The sequence below is a fragment of the Flavihumibacter sp. ZG627 genome (genome assembly GCF_000814325.1).
Taxonomy (GTDB): domain Bacteria; phylum Bacteroidota; class Bacteroidia; order Chitinophagales; family Chitinophagaceae; genus Flavihumibacter.
On the sequence record NZ_JPHF01000006.1, the window covers coordinates 163,526 to 184,482 of the forward strand.

A 20,957-nucleotide genomic window follows, 5' to 3' on the forward strand; every position below is an offset into this window, starting at 1 on the left:
AACTGAAGATGAAAAGGGATTATACCGGGTTAGAGCAAGTATTATCGGGATTAATGCGCCGCTACCAGGAAAGGGTGCCTGATGTTCAGGCTGTAATTGATGCCATGATTCAGGAGGGAATGATCTCCAATGCCAATGAAATCGAGAATGACCATATTGCCTTCCGCACAATGGGTGTTCCCCACCTGGGCATAGCCTCCCTTGAAAAAATATGGATGCATTTTGGTTACCAGAAAAGGGATCACTATTTTTTCCCTGAGAAAAAACTTGACGCCTACTGGTATGCACCCCCTTCACCTGAGTTCCCACGTATTTTCATCAGTGAATTAAGGGTAAATGAATTATCTGCCGAAGCCCGGCAGATAATTCATTCCTATACAGATACGGTAACCTCAGATCCGGTTGATAATATTGATCTGAATGACCCGGTAGCAGTTGATGAATTCCTGCACAGCGGCCTCTGGCGAACTCCAACATGGGAAGATTTTAAAACGCTTTCCAGGGAAAGTGAATATGCCGCCTGGGTCATCTATAATCGTTATTACCTGAATCATTTTACTGTTAGCGTTCACAATCTCCCGACTGGGTATGATACCATGAAAGGCTTCAATGCATTTCTTCTGCGCAACGGGTTCAAACTTAATGATTCTGGTGGTGTAATTAAAACCAGTCCGGATGGAAAGCTGGCCCAGTCGTCCACCGTTGCAAAAATGGTAAAGGCTGTTTTTACGGATGGACAGCAGCGAGATATTGCAGGCTCTTATGTTGAATTTGCCGAAAGGAAATTGCTGGATGAATTTGCCCATCTTCCCCTCCACCAGGTTCAGCGCGAACACCGGCGCGAAGGCTTTGAGGCGGGTAATGCCGACAAGATCTTTGAGAGCACTTATTCAACACAAACCTCCAAAGGAGGCTGATCCTTAGCCTTACCTTTACAATTCATCCGCGTTTTTGCCAATGCAGAGCTTCCGTCAAATTCTTTTATAAAGCACTTAATGGCTTATAAGCTGGAACTACATTCTTAACTGGTTTGGTTGCTTTCAGGTAGGTGAAAATTGCTTCAATATCATCGTCCTTCAGTTTCGCAAAATTATACCAGGGCATGGGTGGAAGCATCGGGCGACTATTATCAAGTCCCTTGTACTTGCCTTCGCGGAGTGCCTTTGTAAACTGCTCCAATGTCCATGCTCCGATACCTGTACTATCTGAGCTGATATTGGCGGCATAGCTAACTCCCCATGGACCAACGGCCACCGTTAGTTCAGGTCCGAATAAAGCCCATCCTTTTGATAAAGCGGCAGTATCAATAGGGCCAGTTGGCCTGTCGGCCAGGTGACCCGCAAAGCGATTGGCCATATCCGGTATTGGACCATTCGGACCAAAATTCTTTGGCGTATGACAGTCATCACAACCAATGGTATTCACCAGGTATTCTCCCCGGGTTAGCATCTCTTCTGCCGGTGCATCAGCAACTTTCGCAGTATTGCCGGAACTGTCGGAACAGGCAACTATACCGGTTATTAACAATGCCGCCAACGCTCCTGCAGTAAGGAATTTCTTTTTCATGTTGATAATTTCTAATGGTTAATCAGGTTTATAATTTAGCTGGAAAATTAAGCAAAATGAAACTGCAGCAGGTAGTAATATGTATGGGTTGAGCATTTGCCGCGATGAATTGAGAAAGTTCACCCATGCACGTGACAGTCATCATCGGCTATGGGTCAATATTAGGTTAGATTGTGGAAAAGCTATGAAAGGCTTTACCATACCATTTAAGGATATTAAAGCAACAGATGTTGCCCTGGTGGGAGGTAAGAACGCCTCCCTCGGAGAAATGATCCGGTCATTATCTTCTACGGGTATCATGGTGCCGGATGGATTTGCCACCACTGCGATGGCATTCCGTTATTTTCTTTCCTATAATGCATTGGAAAAGCCGATTGCTAATGCCCTGGCCCGTTTAGACCGTACCAATTATCATAACCTTGGAGAAACCGGCGCTGCTATCCGTTCACTTTTTCTTGCGGCGCAAATGCCCCCCGACCTGAGTGGCGAAATTGCACAGTCCTACCGCGAATTGATTTCCGGCACCCGAAAAGAAGTTGCCGTGAGAAGCAGTGCTACTGCTGAAGATCTGCCCGAGGCAAGTTTCGCCGGGCAGCATGAATCTTACCTGCACATCTCCGGCGAACAGGAAGTAGTGGAAGCTGTTCAACGATGTTATGCTTCGCTGTACACCGATCGCGCGATCAAGTACCGCGAGCACCATCATTATGCGCACAGCCAGGTGGCATTAAGCGCCGGTATCCAGAAAATGGTAAGGTCTGACCTCTCCGCTTCAGGTATAGCCTTCACTCTCGAGCCCGAATCAGGATTCCGGGATATCATTCATATCAGCGGGGTATGGGGACTCGGTGAAACAATTGTGCAGGGCACTGTTAACCCCGATGAGTTCCTTCTCTTTAAACCATCCCTGCAGAAAAACTTCAACCCTATACTTGAAAAAAAGAAAGGCGACAAAGGTATCATGCTAGTATATGAAAAAGATGAAAACGGCATAACGGGTACTATCCAGAAAATCACTCCATCCGAAAAGCAGCAGCAATTTGTTCTCCCAGAATCAGAGATCATAACACTCGGTAAATGGTGCCTTGATATTGAATCACTCTATAACCGGCCCATGGATATTGAATGGGCTAAAGATGGTGAAGACAACCGTATCTATATTCTGCAGGCCAGGCCCGAAACTGTTCAGTCAAAACAGAATACTGCCCATATGACGCAGTATAAACTCAGGCAACATGCTGAAGTTCTTGCAAGTGGACAAGCCGTGGGCTCATCAATAGCAAAAGGCAGGGCTCGCCTTTTATCGGATCCTTCACAGGCATCCAAACTGCAGGAAGGCGAAATTGTGGTAACGGATAATACCAGTCCGGACTGGGACCCCATCCTGAAAAAATCAGCTGCCATCATCACCAATAAAGGCGGAAGAACCAGTCACGCCGCCATTGTAGCCAGGGAGCTCGGCGTTCCCGCCATAGTTGGTTGTAATGATATTACTTCAAAACTTCAGGACGGTCAGGAGATCACCGTTTCCTGCTGCGAAGGCAAGACAGGCTTCATTTACGAGGGACTACTTAACTGGGAAGAAACAACTATTGACCTTTCTGCCATTGATATGCCCCTTCATACTAAAGTGATGATGATACTCGGTGACCCGGAAAAAGCTTTTCAACTTTCTTTCTATCCAAATAACGGGGTGGGATTGATGCGCATGGAATTTATCATCACGCATTCAGTAAAGATTCACCCCATGGCATTGGTAAATCCTGAAAAGGTAAAAGACGATGAAATCCGGAAGCAGATCAGCCGGCTTACTACAGGCTATGAAAAAGCACGTGATTATTTTGTAGATAAACTGGCCGAAGGCATTGCCCTGATAGCCGCGGCTTTCTTTCCCAAACCGGTTATTCTCAGGATGAGTGATTTCAAGACAAACGAGTATGCAGGACTTATGGGGGGAAAATATTTCGAACCCCATGAAGAGAACCCAATGCTGGGCTTCCGGGGTGCATCAAGGTACTATAATGATCTTTACCGGGAGGGGTTCCAGCTTGAATGTGAAGCGGTGAAGAAGGTCAGAACTACAATGGGCCTTTCAAATCTGAAGCTCATGATACCCTTCTGCAGAACCGTACTGGAAGGAGAGAAGGTTTTGGAAGTAATGGCAGCATTTGGGCTCGACCGGAAAATAGATCCTGCCCTTGAAATATATATGATGGCAGAAATTCCGAGTAATGTGCTCCAGGCCGCTGCATTTGCAAAACTCTTTGACGGGTTCTCCATCGGATCAAATGACCTTACCCAGTTAACGCTGGGCATAGACCGCGATTCATCTATTATCTCCGCCCTCTTTAATGAGCAGGACCCTGCCGCTAAAGAAATGATCTCCCTGGTAATAAGGAGGGGAAGGGCAGCAGGAATACCCGTTGGACTCTGCGGACAGGCACCCAGCGATGATCCCTCCTTCGCTCGTTTCCTTGTGGAAGAGGGTATCAGCAGCATTTCATTTACCCCAGATGCATTACTCGCGGGAATAGAAAACATCCTCCTTGCCGAGCAGGAATACATATAACTACTGTGCAAACATTTCCTCAATGGACTCAAATTGGCGTTAAAAACTCTTAGGTGGGGTTTATATTCTACGGTTTTGTACCTTAACAGAGCATAAATTAGAATAGGCCTGATTCTTTTTATTGTTGGGTAAAACAACTAACAATGAAAATCTCAAACATCTTTAAAAGCTCCATTCTTGGTGTATCCGGATTGCTGACAAGCCTGGTTTTGTTTGCCCAGGATAAAGGTCTCGATGTTGATATCGATATTAAAAAAGAACCAACCTGGTACATGCAACCATGGGTTTGGATCGTAGGAGGAGCAGTATTCATTCTCCTGCTGATCGGTATGCTCAAGGGTAATAAATCAAGTTAATCTATACCCATTATTTTTTTAATCAAGTAAATCATTACAATATGAAAAAGCAAATCTTTAGTTTCCTTACAATCGCCGCAGGTTCCCTGTTATTTGTGGCCTGCAGTGATTCAAAAGCTACTTATGTAGACCTGGAAACAGGAAAGTCAATCGAAGTAAAGAAAGACGATGCAACCGGTAAAATGGTTAATGCAGAAACCGGCGAGCCCGTTACTTTCTATGTAGACACAAGGTCCAATGATACTTTGTATGGTGCCAATGGAAAAGTTGTAAATGGAGAGATCGTTCGTACCAGCGAAGGAAAGTATATCCTCTCTGGTGATATGAAGATCAAAGCCGATGAAGATGAATACAAGATCAAAGGCGATGATTACAAAATGAAAGTTGAAAAGGATGGCGATATAAAGATCAAGGATGGCGATACGAAGACCAAGATAGACGAAGACGGCAAGAAAGTTAAACAGGACTAATTAAATATCTTTTTAAACTTTAAATGGCCTGTGAAGGCCATTTTTTTGGATCATGAAATTTTCATCCAACCATATTAATCCATTAAACTACATAATAGGACTTATATCCCTTATGTTAAGCCTTTTACATTTTTCCTGCCAACACAAAAATGATGAAAAAGGAAAAAAAGAAAAGCCCGGAAAAGGTCGTGTTATGTATAGCATCAACGGATTTAATCTGGAAAACCCCTTGTTGATCAATCTCCCTTTATCACTCTCAGAAGTGTCCGGAATCGCATTTTACGATAAGGACACTTCTCTTTTTGCCATTAATGATGAGTTCGGCTTCCTTCATAAAATTCGTCTCAACAAACCAGATTCCTCCGGCATGTGGAAGTTTGGTCCTCCCGGTGATTATGAAGATGTGGTACTGGTAGACAGTACCTTTTATGTGCTGGTAAGTGATGGCAGCATCCTTACTATTCGATTTGCCGCTTACGATTCATTGTCAGTCACAAAATCACAGATACCTGAAACATTTAAAGGCGAATATGAGATTCTTTACTATGATCCATCCGATAAGAATTTATACCTCATCTGCAAGGATTGTGAATCAGATAAAAAATCTGCCCTTACTGCAATTAAATTTGATCCCCTTAACAAGGTATATGCCGAAGGTTTTATGATTGATGTAAAATCAATCGCCGGTATGGTGGGCAAAAAAAAGATGAGGTTTAAACCAAGCGCCGCTGCTTTACATCCCAAAACCGGTGAGCTCTTTATTGTATCTGCAATTAATAAAATGATTGTTGTAGCCGACAGATCCGGCACCCCTTTAAAAGCCTACGAAGTAAACGAACAACATTATAAACAACCAGAAGGAATTAGTTTCAGTAAGGAAGGAGATATGTTTATATCCAACGAAGCTGCTGATATAGGAACAGGCAATGTTCTTTTCTATTCTTATAATGCAAAACCATGAGGAAGTATTTAATCATTTTAACTGCCTATTTTTTCCCTTTATCGCTGTTAGCTCAAAAAGATAGCATAACAACCCGAATCGTTCTGATTGGAGATGCCGGTGCTTTGGTAAATGGCAGGCAGCCGGTGGTAGACGCTGTAAAGAAGAATATTAAACTGGATAGCAATACCACCGTATTATATCTTGGTGATAACTTATATAAAGATGGTCTGCCAGATGAACAGATGCTCACCTATATGGAAGCTAAAGTTCAGCTTGATTCACAATTGCTGGTGGCGAAAAACACGGGAGCAAGTGTCTTTATGATTCCAGGTAACCACGACTGGAACAACGGAAGTCCAAACGGCTGGAATGCCGTAGTGCGTGAGCAACAATATGTGCGATCTCTGAATGACCCTAAAATTCATTTTCAACCGGAAGATGGCTGTCCCGGGCCTGTTGCCGTCAAACTCAATAAAGATGTAATGATGGTATTGTTTGACAGCCAGTGGTGGATCCATACCAATTCCAAACCTACTATCGAATCGGATTGTCCCACTAAGACCCGTGAAGATGTATTAAACGAACTCCAGGATATTGTTGAAAAGAACGGAGAAAAGCTGATCATTTTTGCTGCCCACCATCCTTTCCGTAGTAATGGTATTCATGGGGGTTTTTTCACCTGGAAGCAACACCTTTTCCCCTTTACTGATCTTAATAAGAATTTATATTTACCCTTACCTCTGTTGGGTTCGGTTTATCCTATAGCACGCAGTGTTTTTGGTACACCACAGGATATGAAACATCCTGAGTATGATGGAATGATCAATAGCATAGAAGGGGTTATGAAAAAGCATCCCAATGTTATTTTTGTACATGGGCATGAACACAATCTCCAGGAGATAAAAGATACAGCCCATTATTATATTGTTAGTGGTGCCGGTTGCAAAACTACCCGCGTGTCCAATTCAAAATATTCAACCTTTACTTCATCAAAGCTTGGCTTTGCTGTTCTGGAAGTGGCCAGAAATAAGAATGTATATTCTAATTTCTATGAAGTGGAACCTGATTCCATTCATATGGCACATAAGGGTGCCCTCCTGAATTTCACTGTTCAGAACAAACCAGAAACCGATAGTGGAACTGCTAAAGTTGTTTATTATGATGGTCCGGATTCTGTGCTGGTAATTGCCAGTGAATTGTATAATAATCCAAAGCCGATGCAGCGCTGGATGCTGGGTACCAATTACCGGAAGGAGTGGAGTACACCCGTTAAAATGAAAGTATTCAATGTGCGTAAGGATCCCCGCGGTTTTGATGTTGAAAGTATGGGTGGTGGTAAGCAAACCAAGAGCCTCAATCTAATTGATAAGAATGGTGTTGAATACAAGCTCAGGACAATCGACAAAGATCCGGGCAAGGCCATTCCATCTAACCTGAGAGGAACTTTTGGAGAAGATATTGTGCAGGACATGATCTCCGCCTCCCATCCCTATGCGCCGCTCGTGGTTCCTCCTATTGCCCAGGCAATTGGAGTAACAGTAACAAGTCCACAGCTATATTATATTCCCAAAACATCTTATCTCGGCCAATATAGCGGAGTGATGGGAGACAAGATCGCCTTCCTCGAAAAAACGAACCCACTTGATAAAATTGATGACGACAAGAGTACTGCGAAAGTGATCACTAAAATTATTGAAGAACCACAGAACAGTATCGATCAGCCCACTACCCTGAAAGCAAGATTGCTGGATATGCTTATCGCTGATTGGGACCGCCACTTTGACCAGTGGAAATGGGTTAAGACAAATGACGATGTTTATAGGCCTATTCCCCGCGATCGTGATATTGCCATGTTCAAATCTGATGGTGTATTACCATGGTACCTGTCCCGTAACAGGATGCCTTTCCTGAAAGGATTTATTAAGAAAATGCCGAAAGAAGAATACCTGGCATTTTCTGCCCGCGACTTTGACCGCATTTTCCTCAACCAGCTCGACCGTCAGCAATGGGATAGTATCAGCCAGTATGTACAGAAACAGGTTACCGATGCAGTGCTTGATTCGGCTGTGAATAAAATGCCGGAAGAAGTAGTTGCCTTTGGTGGTGATATTATGAAGGAAACCCTGAAAAGCAGACGTGATATTCTCCATAAAGAAGCGCTTGATTATTACGATTTCCTGGCCTCCTATGTAAATGTATTAGGTACAAACCTTAAAGAAACCATTCAGATTGAAGAAGCTGATGGAAAGATAAAAGTGAATGTTTACCATACTAAAGAAGATGGTGATACAATTTACACTACTTACACAAGAACCTTTGATCCGAAAATTACAAAAGACGTCAGGATATATGGCTTCAATGGTGACGATATTTTTGTGGTAAACCCCGAAGTTAAAAGTAAAATTTCCTTCAGACTGATAGGCGGAAAGGGGGTAGATTCATTTGATATTAAAGGAAGATCGCGTGTGTTCATCTACGATTTTAAACCCGAGGGAAACCGTGTTCTTGATGATGGCAATGTAAAGCTCCGCCTCTCAGACAACCCTGAGGTAAATGCCTTCAAAACCGTCGAATTCAAATATCCCATTTCAAAGTACCCCCGCATCCAGCTTGGATTTAACAATGAAGATGGATTTATGATCGGGACGGGACTATGGTTACAGAAGCACGGTTTCCGGAAAGAGCCTTACAAGTATGACCAGAAATTCAGGTTCCTCTATGCCGTGTCAAACGGAGCTTATCAAATGAATTACCGGGGAAGTTTTATAGATGCATTTAAAAATGCTGACCTCATAGTAGAAGGTGATTACGTACATCCCACGCTGAATAATTTCTTTGGATTAGGTAATAACACTAAATACGACCAGGATAAACATATTCGTTATTACCGCACCCGCTATAACATGGTTACCGGAAATGTATTTCTTCGTAAGAAATATTTCGGAAATTTATTACAGGTATTGGCAGGACCAACTTTCAATCATTACTGGATCAACCAAAAAGACAATGTTGGTAAAATATTGGAGTACCCTGCTGAAGTGGGACTGGACAGCGTGCGGTTACACAACAATAAAGCTTATGCCGGGGGTACCCTGCGATTGCTGATCAATAACCTGAATAGTGATTTCTTCCCAACAAGGGGGGTAGATTGGGCTACTGAATTTACCAGCCAGTTGGGGATGAGTTCTCATTCAAAGAACTATACGGCCCTGAAATCTGACCTTACCCTTTATACCAGCGTACAAAGAAAACCAAGAGTGGTGGGCGTGTTCAGGGTAGGTGGTGGAAAGATATTGTCAAAAGACTATGAATTCTTCCAGGCGATGACCCTGGGTGCGAATAACTACCTTCGTGGATTCCGTAAGAACAGGTTTGCAGGTGGCTCTTATTTGAATACCGGAATGGAAATGAGGCTCAGGCTGTTCAATTTGAAATCCTATATCCTTCCGGGAACAGTTGGCGCTATAGGATTTGCTGAAATTGGCCGTGTTTGGTATGAAGGAGAAGAGTCGAGGCGTTGGCATCCTTCCTATGGCGGTGGCTTTTATTTCCTTCCCTTTGATATGATCATGGTGAGTGCATTGATGGGCTTCTCCAAAGAAGACAGGATGATCAATATGACACTGGGAACCAAACTTAACTTTACATTTTAATATGAAATACGACCTGATCATCGAGAATGTACAGAAATATGTTACCAATCTGTACGAAACCCATAAAGACCGCGCACTATATTATCACGATCTTGAACATGCTGCAAGCGTTGCGAGTTACTGTGAGGAAATGTCAACGCATTATAACCTGGAAGAAAAAGACCATTGCACCCTACTTTGTTCCGCCTGGTTTCATGATACTGGTTACCTCCTGACAAAACCGGAAAACCATGAAGAAAAAAGTGTTGAGCTGATGCGGAATTTCTTCACTGATTATATTACTGCTGAAGAAGCCTTGCAGGAAATGGTTGATGCAATTGCCGATTGTATTCTGGCTACAAAAATTCCCCGCCATCCCACAAACCTCGTGCAGGAAATACTCTGCGATGCCGATATGTATGAGCTGGCTACAGATAAATTTTTTGAGAACAATCGCAACCTTAAACGTGAAATACGTAAAACGCATGGATATGAAGCAAAGGGATGGAAGAAAACCACTGAAAAATTCCTGAAAGACCATTTTTATTTTACAAAGTATTGCCAGGAAAAACTTGACGCCGGTTTGAAAGAGAATATCAAAAAGTTTGCAGGCAATGTTGAAAAAACAGATACAGATGAGCAAGAGGTTGCTGTGATTGATAAAAGTGGTAAGAAATCAAAGATTTCTTTTGTTCCCGGAAAGCAGCAGGCTAACTCCGGTGAAAATGATAAAACCTCGCTGTCATTTATCAATAAGGGTATCCAGACCATGCTACGCCTCACTTCAGAGAACCATATGGAACTCAGTGCCATGGCCGATGGTAAAGCGAATATCCTCATCTCAGTAAATGCTATCATTATTTCAATCATTCTATCGGTCTTGCTCCGCAGGCTGGAAGTAGATCCTCACCTCACCATCCCAACCCTGATATTCCTTGCATCTTCAGTGGTAACAATAATTGTTGCTATTCTAAGTACCCGACCCAAAATGTCGCAGGGTGCTATCATTAAAGAAGATGTTCTTTCCAAGAAAACCAACCTGCTCTTCTTCGGAAACTTCTACCGCTCATCGCATGAAGACTACAAATGGGCCATGAGCGTTATGATGAAAGATCCCAATTATATTTATGGCTCTGTAGTTGATGATATCTATTACCTGGGTGTGATACTGGGAAGAAAATATCGCCTGATCCGCCTTGCCTATAATGTATTCATGATTGGTATCATCGTTTCGGTCATTGCTTTTATCATAGCAATTTTATGGAAACAACAGGCGGGCGATGCATCTGCCAATACGCCACAATTCCCCCTATAAGAACAACCTAAAATGAAATATTTCAGCAGAGACGAAAGCTGGCTTGGATTTAATGAAAGGGTGCTCAGCGAAGCCACCAATAAAGACCTTCCCCTATATGAACGCATAAAGTTTCTCTCTATCTATTCCTCCAACCTGGATGAATTCTTTAGTGTGCGCTATCCCGTGATAATGGCCGCGAGGAAGCTTCCGGTAACGCTTACAGAGAATGATAGCAACGCGGCTGCTCAACTCAACCAGCATGCCATGTATGAGAAAATAAACGGCCAGCTCCAGAACTATGGCCAGATTTTACAGGAACAGATCCTACCAGAATTAATGGAGCAGGGTATCCATCTCTATTATAAAGAATCATTTGCTCCGGAACATATTGAATTTATAAAGGAGAAATTTTACGCGGGAATACTGTCTTTTTTACGCCCGGTTTTTTTGTATAAAGGGGATGTGAGTAGGTTCGTTCCGGAAAATGACCAGCTCTACCTGATCATCAATTTGAAAAGTGAACAGGATGGTTCAGGTCATCTGGCCGTTGTCAATATTCCATCCAAAGATGGTAGTCGTTTTATTGAATTACCCGGGCTAAACGGTATGGACCATATCGCTTTCATTGATGATGTGATCCGGGAAAATCTTTATTGTCTTTTCCCTGGCTATTGTTCAGAAGGTGCATATAGTTTCAAGCTTTCACGGAATGCAGATCTCGAACTGGAAGATGAATTCACCGGCAACCTGCTTAAAAAACTGGAAGAGACGATCAGCAAACGAAAAACCGGCATGCCATCAAGGCTTCTTTATGAAGCAGCCATGCCGGAAGATATCCGCAAAGAACTGCGACATACTTTCGGCCTTAAAAAAGAAGAGATGTTCCCCGGTGGCAGGTACCATAGCCTCAAGCACCTGATGGACCTTCCTGATTTCGGAAAAAAACTTAAAGCAGTTTCACAGACTCCGTTACGATCAGGTGCCAACTGGGAATGTGGAAATATTTTTGATGCCATCCGTCAGAAAGATATCCTTCTGCATCTTCCTTACCAGAGCTACAATCCTGTACTTGCATTATTCAACCAGGCCGCCATTCATCCCGATACCACGGAGATTTATCTGACCATATACCGCATTGCAGCCAACTCACATATCGCCAATGCATTGATCAGTGCCGCACAAAATGGCAAGAAGGTAACAGCCGTAGTTGAACTAAAAGCAAGATTTGATGAAGAGAATAATATTTCCTGGAGCAAAAAACTAAAAAAAGCCGGCGTTAAGATCGTTTATAGTTCCGCAGCCATTAAAGTACATTCCAAAACGGCGCTCATCCGGATGAGAACATCAACCGGTACCCAGGATTATTGCCTGATCAGCACCGGTAATTTCAATGAAATAACAGCAAGGTTTTACACCGATCATGTATTGCTTACTTCTAAGAAAGAAATAGGGGATGAGTTACACAAGCTTTTTGGATACCTGGCCGGTAAACAAAAACCAGGCACAGAAAAACCCGGCTTTAAAGAATTGCTGGTGGCTGGATTTAATATGGTCGATGCTTTTGATGAATTGATCAGCAAAGAAATTCAAAAAGCAAAAGAAGGCCGGAAAGCCCTGATACGCATCAAGGTCAATTCACTGGAAGAAAGAGAGATGATCGCGAAACTTTATAAAGCTGCCGCGGCTGGTGTGGAGATTCAATTGATTGTTAGAGGTATCTGTTGCCTGGTGCCGGGGCAACCCGCTTTACAGGATCATATCAAAGTAAAAAGGATTGTTGGAAGATACCTTGAACATTCCCGCATCTTTATTTTTGGTACTGATGAGGATGCTATTGTTTATATGGGCTCTGCCGACTGGATGTACCGCAACCTTCATAAGCGGGTAGAAGTATGCGCCAACATATCTGATCCCGCTTGCAGTAAACAGCTAATTGACTATTTTAGTATCCAATGGGCCGACAATTACCGGGCTGTAGAAATTGATGCATTGAACAGTAATGTTTATTACCCAACACCGGATGCCAGTACCAATTCACAGACCGCCATATATAACTACCTAAAAGAAAGCCAATCCCTTGCCTGATATATTCAAATTTTTCAGCGATAGTCTGCAGCGTTACCGTTTCAGGCTGGTATTGATAACGGCTTGCTTCTGGACCCTTGTTGATATGCTGTTCCTGGTAATGACCTTTGATGATATTTTTATTCCAAAAATAGCTCCCCATCTTGTTGACCCGGGCCTCCTGTTATGGCGAACAGTTGTGGTATTCTTCCTGAGTTTTGCCACAGCATATTTGATGGTGTATAAGCTTCGTAATATTTATTTCTCTAAAGGCTTTTTCATCCGGTTTTTATACCGCAGCTTACTCATTCTTGGCTTTGTACTGATTTACTGCCTGTTGATCGGAACCATCCACCTCATGTACAACGACCAGGAAAATTTTTTCAATGCGGTTCCGGCAGCAGTTATGATCATGTTCCGCACCAACTGGTTTATCATTAAACTTGTGTTCTGGTTAATCGTTTATTTTGGAACACTGGTGATGTATGAAGTGTATGAAAAATATGCACCCGGCACCTTCTTCCGGATCCTGACAGGAAGATACCGAACACCGCAGCAGGAGAACAGGATCGTCATGTTCATCGACCTTAAAGATTCAACCCCCATTGCAGAAAAGCTCGGGCACCAGGCATATTTCCATTTTATACGCGATTTTATCTTTGACCTTTCCACTGCGTTAGTTGAAAACCGGGGCATCATTTATCAGTATGTGGGGGATGAGATAGTTGTATCCTGGACAACCAATGCCAAAAATGTAAAGCGTTGTATCCGATCGCTCGTAGACGCAAGAAGACTTATCCAGAAAGACGGTGATCATTACCGTCGTGAATATGGGATCAATCCCGAATTCCGCTGTGGTATTCATACTGGTATGGTAACGATAGGCGAAATCGGGCTGGTAAAGAAAGATCTTGCCATGAGTGGTGATACCATGAATACGGCTGCCCGCATCAGGTCGGCCTGCAATGATTTTAATGAAAAGTTCCTTCTCTCAGAAGACTTCCTGAAACTCAGTGACCTGAAAGATTTCCAGGTAAAATTCCTGGGCAATGTTGAGTTGAAGGGCAAGTCAAATGAAATCAAATTATACTCCCTCCAGGTATAAGTAAGCAACTCAGCTTATTGATACATGGTTCATTAACCCCACCGTCAGGTTCTTCCAATGCATTTTGGTGAAATCAGTGAACGCCACCAAAAATGCACTGATAACATTACCCTTCCGGTGTAGTATAAAATTGGCAGAAGGAGGGGTCATCTGAAGTTTATATGCATTGCCTGGCTTCGGAGTTGCCCTCACCTTAATAGAAATAGATTCTTCATCGGTCAGTTTATCAACCGACCTTCTGATACATTCAAATTCCGCATAGAGCGTATTATTACTTTCCATACTTCCCTTTTGTGATACGGGCAGGTTGAAATAATTACCACTGGCGGCCGGCCCTTCCACCGGATCCCCATCTTTGGTAAGTAAGGAAAAACGGGCAGAGGGTTCACCATATACCTTATGCCAGTTGTTCACATCCAATAAACGCCGGCTGGCCAACCGGAAAAGGACGCGGGCCTCCAGTAAGGTAAGGCCATTTGATTCATAAATGTATTGTGCTTCCATGAGGTAAAAATTGAGAATTTAATTCCTGGGTTTCCTGACACTGTCCACCGATCTGGAGGATGAATCCATACTTGTATGTAAAGAATCGGGCCCCGTGCCGGTTTTAGAAAGCGGATTACGCTGGGGATAGTCTGATGCAGGTTGGGCATATTTTGCTGCATTCAGTGAATCCTGGGCATTTAGTCCACTGTCCACCTCAACTTTCGTGTCAGCCCTTTCACCACATCCCGCCTGCATGGTCAAGCCCATAAACAATATGGCTGTAATTGCCGGAAATGTTAGTTTTTTCATACACTGCTATTTGGAGGACTTATCCAAACAGCATACCACCAAATTGTGTAAAAATTATTGAGGTACTATTTGTATATTCAAGGGTGAATACAGAATATGGCAAAGCTTTTGTTTAACAATGTAGAACTGTATCTACGATATTTGTACCACTAACTTTCACCTAAACACACCGGATGAAACCTTTTAGAATTTTTGTGGCCGATGATGATGAAGATGACAGGTTCCTCATAATGGAAGTTCTGAAGGATATTGATCAGAGCTTTGACCTGAGCTTTTTTAGTGATGGTACCGCACTGATGGAAGGGCTCTCCAACAGGCCCGCTGAGGAACTCCCCAGTATCATCATAGCCGATCTCAATATGCCAAAGCTCAATGGATTGGGCGCGCTGAAGATGAGTAAGAAAATGGTGCAGTTAAGGAATATCCCCTTTTTCATCCTGAGTACTTCCAGCGCTGAACGCGATATCCAGGAAAGTATTAACTCAGGCGCGGTCGACTTCCTCGTGAAGCCAAATACCTATGATGATCTCCTGCTGATATTAAACCGGGCCATAAATACTGTTTTTGGCAATAACCAGCCCCGTTTTGCCCATGGCTAATTCGGACTAAGACTCCTTTACCTTATAATTATCATTACCCGAACCGTCAAATAACAGTCCTGGAACTGATCCAGGTCATGCTTTGCGGTTCCGGAGTTGGCTAGCTTTCCGGTTCAGAATAATTCAAACCAGAAAGACATGCAAACAGCTGCAATTCCGGCTCCGGCAACATTTACCAATGGTAAGAAAAAAGGACTTTCCATTATGGATGGAAATGAAGCCGCGGCCTATATAGCCTATAAAACAAATGAAGTTTGTGCCATCTATCCCATCACACCCTCATCTACCATGGGTGAGTGGGCCGATGAATGGAGTGCCAAAGGCATGAAAAACGTTTTCGGACAGGTTCCCCGCGTAATGGAAATGCAAAGCGAAGCGGGCGCTGCCGGCGCTGTTCACGGTGCACTGCAGGGTGGAACCCTTGCCACCACCTTCACAGCCTCACAGGGCTTATTGCTCATGATTCCCAATATGTATAAAATTGCCGGTGAACTTACGCCCGCCGTCTTTCATATTGCTGCCCGAACACTGGCCACCCATGCGCTTTCCATCTTCGGCGACCATTCTGATGTAATGGCCGTTCGCTCAGTGGGCTTTGCCATGTTATTCGGCAATACTCCCCAGGAAGTGATGGATATGGCTATGATATCCCAATCAGCCACCCTTAATGCAAGGATACCTTTCATGAATATTTTTGATGGCTTCCGTACCTCCCATGAACTCGGAGAACTGGAAGTTATTCCAGATGAAAGCATTGAAGAGATGATAGATATTGATGCCGTGAATGCCCATCGCAGCAGAGCCCTCTCTCCCGATAATCCATCCATTCGCGGTACTGCTCAAAACCCCGATGTCTATTTCCAGAACAGGGAAGCAGCCAACACCTTCCATAACCGTGTACCCGAGATCGTTAAAGAAAAAATGGACCTGCTCTTCACCCTCACCGGCAGGCGCTACCAACTCTTCGAATATTATGGCCATGAAGCAGCCGACAGGCTGATCATTATCATGGGCTCCGGATCAGGAACAGTGAAGGAAACGGTCGACTATCTTAACAGCCGTGGTGAAAAAACCGGTGTATTGATCATCAGATTGTTCCGCCCATTCTCTATCAAAGATTTCCTTTCCGTTATTCCTCAAACAGTTTCTTCCATCGCGGTGCTAGATCGCAGCAAAGAAACCAATGGAATTGGGGAAGCGCTCTATATGGATGTGGTGAACGCCCTGAATGCCGAAGCTTCTGATTTTAATCCCCGCGTCATCGGCGGCAGGTACGGTCTCTCCTCTAAAGAATTTACGCCCGCCATGGTTAAATCCATCTTCAGCGAGCTACAGAAAGAATCTCCTAAAAAACATTTCACCATTGGTATCGACGATGATGTTACACACCTCAACCTCGAGTATGACAAGCAGTTCTCCCTTGATGCACAACACCTGTTCAGGGGACTGTTCTTTGGACTGGGCGCCGATGGTACAGTAAGTGCCAATAAGAACTCTATCAAGATCATCGGAACCAAAACAGATAATTATATACAGGGATATTTTGTTTATGATTCTAAAAAATCCGGCTCTCTAACGGTATCGCATCTGCGTTTTGGTAAACATCCCATCCAGAGTGCCTACCTGATCAATTCAGCCAATTTCATTGCCTGCCATCATTTCAATTATCTCACACGCTACGATATCCTGAAAGATGCAGAGCATGGCGCTACCTTCCTGCTGAATGCTCCTTATGATAAAGAAGAACTCTGGGAAAAACTACCCCGCAAGATCCAGGAAGAGATTGTAGAAAAGGAACTGAAATTCTATGCCATCAATGCGCATGCTGTTGCCCGTGAGGCCGGTATGGGATCACGTATTAACACCATCCTGCAAACCTGTTTCTTCGCCATCAGTAATATCCTTCCCCGCGAAGAAGCCATCGCTAAGATCAAGGAAGCCATCTATGAATCTTACTGGAAAAAAGGAGAAGCAGTAGTTCAGAAGAACTATGAAGCCGTTGATAAGACCCTGGCCAATTTATTCGAGATCGATTACAGCGGATTTGAAATTGGTAATGTTCCGCTTGAAGGCATGATGCCCGATGCAGCACCCGATTTCGTGAAAGATGTATTGAGTAAGATCATTGCCGGTAATGGCGACGACCTGCCTGTTAGTGCCTTCCCGGTTGATGGTACATTTCCTTCCGGTACCACGCAGTGGGAAAAAAGAAATATCGCAGATGCTGTTCCGGTTTGGGATACATCTTTATGCACGCAGTGTAATAAATGTGTGATGATCTGCCCCCATGCTGCCATCCGCGCCAAGATCTATGATAAGACCTTGCTTGAAGCAGCGCCATCCACCTTCAAACATATGGACCCGGTAGGTAAGGAGTGGGATAAAACAACAGAGGCCTATACCCTCCAGGTTTCTACCGAAGATTGCACCGGATGTAATCTCTGTGTTGCTGTTTGTCCCATCACCAGCAAAACCGACGAACATCATAAAGCAGTCAACCTTTATGAGAAAGGTGGGATCCAGGAAGCAGAAATCCAAAACTGGGAATACTTCCTTACCATCCCTGAAGTTGCCCGCGAAAGGGTGAACCGCAATACAGTAAAAGGATCTCAGTTCTTCCAGCCGCTGTTTGAATTCTCCGGCGCCTGCAGTGGCTGTGGTGAAACGCCTTATCTCAAATTGCTCACGCAATTGTTCGGCGAAAGAATGATCGTTGCCAATGCTACCGGTTGCTCTTCTATTTTTGGTGGCAATCTTCCAACAACACCGTGGACCATGAATAAGGCGGGCCGCGGACCAGCATGGGCCAACTCCCTCTTTGAAGACAATGCCGAATTTGGTCTGGGTATTAAAATGGCGAATGACCGTAAACGTGATAATGCCGTTTCACTGCTGCACCAGATGAAGGAAGAGATCGGCGAAGACCTGGTGGATGAACTGGTGAATGCACCGGAAATTACAGAAGCCGATATTAAAGCCAAACTCGAACGTATAAAAGAACTTAAGCAGGTGCTTTCTGCCAATCCAACTTTTGCTTCCAAAAACCTGATGCACCTGGCCGATTTCCTCGCGGCAAAATCAATGTGGATCATTGGTGGTGATGGATGGGCTTATGATATTGGATACGGCGGACTCGATCATGTACTCTCAACCGGGGAGAATGTAAATATCCTCGTGATGGATACAGAAGTTTATTCCAATACCGGCGGACAAAAATCCAAGTCAACCCCCATAGGTGCCAGTGCCAAATTTTCTGTGAATGGAAAGAGTACCGGTAAAAAAGACCTTGCCCTGCAGGCCATTGCCCATGGCACCGCCTATGTAGCACAAATTGCGATGGGAGCCAATGATAGTCATACCATCCGGACCATACTGGAGGCCGAGGCTTTCCCCGGACCATCAATGATCATTGCCTATGCGCATTGCATAGCCCATGGAATTGATATGGGACATGGAGCTGAAGAGCAGGAAAATGCCGTTAAGTCTGGCTACTGGCCGCTCTTCCACTATAATCCTTCCAAGCCAAAGGGACAACGATTTGTAATTGATTCAAAAGAGCCAACGATGGAATTAGCTGAATTCATGTACCATGAGAACCGCTTCCAGATGATCAGGGCTAAGGACCCTGTACTGGCCGAATCATTCCTTAAGCAGGCTGATGAAGCCAAGAAGGAAAAATGGGATCGCCTTCGCACACTTACTTCCCTATGATTCCCCTAAGGCCCTGAACCAAAGAGGCTGTCTAACCAGACAGCCTCTTTTTTTATTGAACGGGGGTTAGTGAGCAACTATGCTTTGTCGTAATAAGGGATCTCATCATTTGATACGGCCTCTTTCTGCTGCCAGTAGGCGAGGGTAACAATATGGCCATCGGGTGTTTTCAGCAGTCGCCCGAAAATGGCATTGATAGGATTGAACATTACATTGGTAACGCCAATGGTATAGGTTTCCGGTGCTGGCGGTGGCGCATCTACCGCTTTCACCGGCGTTGGAATGGCAACTACTTCAAACTTATTGAACTCGAGCAATGGCTTAAGAAATGCCAGCCTTTCTTTAGAAGCATTCTTTTCCACGATGGCACATTTGATGCCATTCAGTTCCTCAAACTCATGATTTTTATTGATAGCCATAGGATCTTTTTAAAAGCCAATACTCAGTGATTGAATATAATCATACACATAACGCACAAAACCTGTGAATACTATCCCCGCCATGCAGAGGTATAAAGCAAGCTTTGGAAATACAGGTACCGAAAGTTTTTCAATGGGATGATCATTGCTGTCCATGAAAATCGCTTTTACAATTCGCAGGTAATAATAAAGGGAAATGATCATGTTCAGCGCAGCGATCGTTAAAAGAATATAGTTGCCTTTTCCCGCACCCGCCAGCAGCAAAAAGAACTTACCAAAGAACCCAGCTGTTGGCGGAACGCCGGCAAGGGAAAACAACCCAATGGCCAGTACCCAACTCAAAACAGGATTGGTCTTGTAGAATCCTTTATAATCACTTATCCCTTCCCGGCCCGTAGTGGCACTTACAAACGATACCACTCCAAAAGCAGCGAGATTGGAGAAGATATAGATCAGCACAAAATATACAACTGCACTACTGCCTGCCGACGAACTACCGGTTATGCCTACCAGAATAAAACCTACCTGCGCAATGGAAGAAAAGGCCAGGAATCGTTTGAAGTTTTCCTGCCTGATGGCAAAGAGATTTCCTACAATAATGGTCACTACCGATAACAGGTAGAGCATATTGTACCAGCTCTCTGCAATGGGCTTGAATACTGTATACAACACCGGCACCAGAACAAATAAAATGGCTCCTTTTGATATAACAGAAAGATAGGAGGTGACCGCTACCGGTGCTCCTTCATATACATCGGCCGTCCACAGATGAAATGGCACGGCAGATATTTTAAAGCCAAAGCCTGCCAGCAATAATACAAAGGCAAACAACTGCATCGGATCGGCACTGTAACTGGCTGCAATGCCCGCAAAGCCTAATGTTCCGGTACTTCCATATACCAGCGAAATACCGAATAGCAACAGCCCCGATGAGAAGGCAGAAGAAATAATAAGTTTCATCGCTGCTTCTGAACTCTTCCTTTTGGCAAGATCAAAATTTGCAATGGCCGCAAGTGGAATAGTAGATAGTTCAAGGCCCAGGTAAAACATCAGCAGGTTGCCTGCCGATATCATGAAGAACATTCCCAGCAGCGTACAGAGCAAAAGAATATAAAACTCCGCAACATGTTTATGGTCTTTCAGCCAGCTCCATGATTGCAGCGAAATAATAAGGGTTCCGAGGTTAAGTATATTTTTCTCGAGGATGATCAATGAATTGGTATGGTACATTTCGTTGAAGAGCATTCCCTCCATACCTCCCAAAAATCCCACTACAAAGTTGATTGCCAGCAGCAGGTTAACCAGGTTCAGGAAAGCGCCATTGTCCATATCCTTCGCGATCTTCAGTGTAAGCAACACAAAGATGATGAGGGTCAGCAAAAGCTCCTGTTTCATTATAATCAATAGATCGTTCATCGCGTTGGATTTTCG

16 protein-coding genes are annotated in these 20,957 nt (G+C 43.9%); 11 read left to right on the forward strand and 5 right to left on the reverse strand.

Annotated features, from left to right (window positions below):
* Positions 1 to 8: 8 nt before the first annotated feature.
* Positions 9 to 917, forward strand: coding sequence for a DUF1338 domain-containing protein (locus HY58_RS13360; protein ID WP_039132901.1), 909 nt, complete (start codon positions 9 to 11; stop codon positions 915 to 917).
* Between the two features lie 64 nt (positions 918 to 981).
* On the opposite strand, the gene HY58_RS13365 is transcribed toward HY58_RS13360, so the two are convergent.
* Complete coding sequence (locus HY58_RS13365) at positions 982 to 1,566, reverse strand: c-type cytochrome (protein WP_039132764.1); 585 nt, start codon at positions 1,564 to 1,566, stop codon at positions 982 to 984.
* A 79-nt stretch (positions 1,567 to 1,645) separates the two neighbouring features.
* Here HY58_RS13365 and ppsA point away from each other — a divergent pair, with 79 nt between their 5' ends.
* The 8 genes from ppsA to HY58_RS18950 all read left to right on the forward strand — a co-directional run bounded on the left by ppsA (position 1,646) and on the right by HY58_RS18950 (position 14,002).
* Entirely contained in the window at positions 1,646 to 4,135 is a 2,490-nt protein-coding gene (gene ppsA, locus HY58_RS13370; RefSeq protein WP_253271570.1) for a phosphoenolpyruvate synthase, read from the forward strand.
* Between the two features lie 143 nt (positions 4,136 to 4,278).
* The gene (locus tag HY58_RS13375) at positions 4,279 to 4,491 is read left to right on the forward strand and encodes a hypothetical protein (protein WP_039132769.1); all 213 of its coding nucleotides are present in this window, start codon (positions 4,279 to 4,281) and stop codon (positions 4,489 to 4,491) included.
* Between the two features lie 41 nt (positions 4,492 to 4,532).
* Positions 4,533 to 4,961, forward strand: a complete 429-nt coding sequence (locus tag HY58_RS13380) for a hypothetical protein (protein ID WP_039132770.1) — start codon at positions 4,533 to 4,535, stop codon at positions 4,959 to 4,961.
* Positions 4,962 to 5,073: 112 nt separating this feature from the next.
* Entirely contained in the window at positions 5,074 to 5,922 is an 849-nt protein-coding gene (locus HY58_RS13385; RefSeq protein ID WP_156123689.1) for an SdiA-regulated domain-containing protein, read from the forward strand.
* On the forward strand, positions 5,919 to 9,557 hold the full coding sequence (locus tag HY58_RS13390) for a BamA/TamA family outer membrane protein (protein ID WP_039132775.1): 3,639 nt from the start codon (positions 5,919 to 5,921) through the stop codon (positions 9,555 to 9,557). The genes HY58_RS13385 and HY58_RS13390 overlap by 4 nt, the downstream gene beginning before the upstream one ends.
* Position 9,558: 1 nt before the next feature.
* Positions 9,559 to 10,851 carry a Pycsar system effector family protein gene (locus HY58_RS13395; protein WP_052324114.1) on the forward strand — a complete coding sequence of 431 codons (1,293 nt, stop codon included), beginning with the start codon at positions 9,559 to 9,561 and terminating at the stop codon, positions 10,849 to 10,851.
* A gap of 12 nt (positions 10,852 to 10,863) precedes the next feature.
* Positions 10,864 to 12,918, forward strand: coding sequence for a polyphosphate kinase 1 (gene ppk1 / locus HY58_RS13400; RefSeq protein WP_039132777.1), 2,055 nt, complete (start codon positions 10,864 to 10,866; stop codon positions 12,916 to 12,918).
* Positions 12,911 to 14,002, forward strand: coding sequence for an adenylate/guanylate cyclase domain-containing protein (locus HY58_RS18950; protein WP_052324115.1), 1,092 nt, complete (start codon positions 12,911 to 12,913; stop codon positions 14,000 to 14,002). Before ppk1 ends, HY58_RS18950 begins: the two co-directional genes overlap by 8 nt.
* A 9-nt stretch (positions 14,003 to 14,011) precedes the next feature.
* Here HY58_RS18950 and HY58_RS13410 read toward each other — a convergent pair whose 3' ends face one another.
* Positions 14,012 to 14,506 (reverse strand): hypothetical protein, encoded by a 495-nt coding sequence (locus HY58_RS13410; protein ID WP_039132779.1) that lies wholly within the window; start codon positions 14,504 to 14,506, stop codon positions 14,012 to 14,014.
* 18 nt (positions 14,507 to 14,524) lie between these two features.
* Positions 14,525 to 14,797 carry a hypothetical protein gene (locus HY58_RS13415; protein ID WP_039132781.1) on the reverse strand — a complete coding sequence of 91 codons (273 nt, stop codon included), beginning with the start codon at positions 14,795 to 14,797 and terminating at the stop codon, positions 14,525 to 14,527.
* Positions 14,798 to 14,970: 173 nt separating this feature from the next.
* Here HY58_RS13415 and HY58_RS13420 point away from each other — a divergent pair, with 173 nt between their 5' ends.
* Positions 14,971 to 15,396: a response regulator gene (locus HY58_RS13420; RefSeq protein ID WP_052324116.1), complete on the forward strand. Its 426-nt coding sequence runs from the start codon at positions 14,971 to 14,973 to the stop codon at positions 15,394 to 15,396.
* A 138-nt stretch (positions 15,397 to 15,534) separates the two neighbouring features.
* The gene (gene nifJ / locus HY58_RS13425; RefSeq protein ID WP_082022174.1) at positions 15,535 to 19,107 is read left to right on the forward strand and encodes a pyruvate:ferredoxin (flavodoxin) oxidoreductase; all 3,573 of its coding nucleotides are present in this window, start codon (positions 15,535 to 15,537) and stop codon (positions 19,105 to 19,107) included.
* Positions 19,108 to 19,184: 77 nt separating this feature from the next.
* Here the strand turns inward: nifJ and HY58_RS13430 are convergent, their stop codons facing one another.
* Both HY58_RS13430 and HY58_RS13435 read right to left on the reverse strand, forming a co-directional pair.
* On the reverse strand, positions 19,185 to 19,526 hold the full coding sequence (locus HY58_RS13430; RefSeq protein ID WP_052324117.1) for a hypothetical protein: 342 nt from the start codon (positions 19,524 to 19,526) through the stop codon (positions 19,185 to 19,187).
* Positions 19,527 to 19,535: 9 nt separating this feature from the next.
* A complete protein-coding gene (locus HY58_RS13435) occupies positions 19,536 to 20,942 on the reverse strand; it encodes an NADH-quinone oxidoreductase subunit N (protein ID WP_039132783.1) in 1,407 nt (468 codons plus the stop codon).
* Positions 20,943 to 20,957 lie beyond the last annotated feature (15 nt).

Bases quoted from the DNA above. Each gene is read 5' to 3' on its own strand.
- HY58_RS13435 (WP_039132783.1), bottom strand. From the start codon at position 20,942: ATGAACGATCTATTGATTATAATGAAACAGGAGCTTTTGCTGACCCTC.
- HY58_RS13420 (WP_052324116.1), top strand. From the start codon at position 14,971: ATGAAACCTTTTAGAATTTTTGTGGCCGATGATGATGAAGATGACAGG.
- HY58_RS13410 (WP_039132779.1), bottom strand. From the start codon at position 14,506: ATGGAAGCACAATACATTTATGAATCAAATGGCCTTACCTTACTGGAG.
- HY58_RS13395 (WP_052324114.1), top strand. From the start codon at position 9,559: ATGAAATACGACCTGATCATCGAGAATGTACAGAAATATGTTACCAAT.
- HY58_RS13360 (WP_039132901.1), top strand. From the start codon at position 9: ATGAAAAGGGATTATACCGGGTTAGAGCAAGTATTATCGGGATTAATG.
- HY58_RS13375 (WP_039132769.1), top strand. From the start codon at position 4,279: ATGAAAATCTCAAACATCTTTAAAAGCTCCATTCTTGGTGTATCCGGA.
- HY58_RS13430 (WP_052324117.1), bottom strand. From the start codon at position 19,526: ATGGCTATCAATAAAAATCATGAGTTTGAGGAACTGAATGGCATCAAA.
- HY58_RS13365 (WP_039132764.1), bottom strand. From the start codon at position 1,566: ATGAAAAAGAAATTCCTTACTGCAGGAGCGTTGGCGGCATTGTTAATA.
- HY58_RS13390 (WP_039132775.1), top strand. From the start codon at position 5,919: ATGAGGAAGTATTTAATCATTTTAACTGCCTATTTTTTCCCTTTATCG.
- ppsA (WP_253271570.1), top strand. From the start codon at position 1,646: ATGTATGGGTTGAGCATTTGCCGCGATGAATTGAGAAAGTTCACCCAT.
- ppk1 (WP_039132777.1), top strand. From the start codon at position 10,864: ATGAAATATTTCAGCAGAGACGAAAGCTGGCTTGGATTTAATGAAAGG.
- HY58_RS13415 (WP_039132781.1), bottom strand. From the start codon at position 14,797: ATGAAAAAACTAACATTTCCGGCAATTACAGCCATATTGTTTATGGGC.
- nifJ (WP_082022174.1), top strand. From the start codon at position 15,535: ATGCAAACAGCTGCAATTCCGGCTCCGGCAACATTTACCAATGGTAAG.
- HY58_RS13385 (WP_156123689.1), top strand. From the start codon at position 5,074: ATGTTAAGCCTTTTACATTTTTCCTGCCAACACAAAAATGATGAAAAA.
- HY58_RS13380 (WP_039132770.1), top strand. From the start codon at position 4,533: ATGAAAAAGCAAATCTTTAGTTTCCTTACAATCGCCGCAGGTTCCCTG.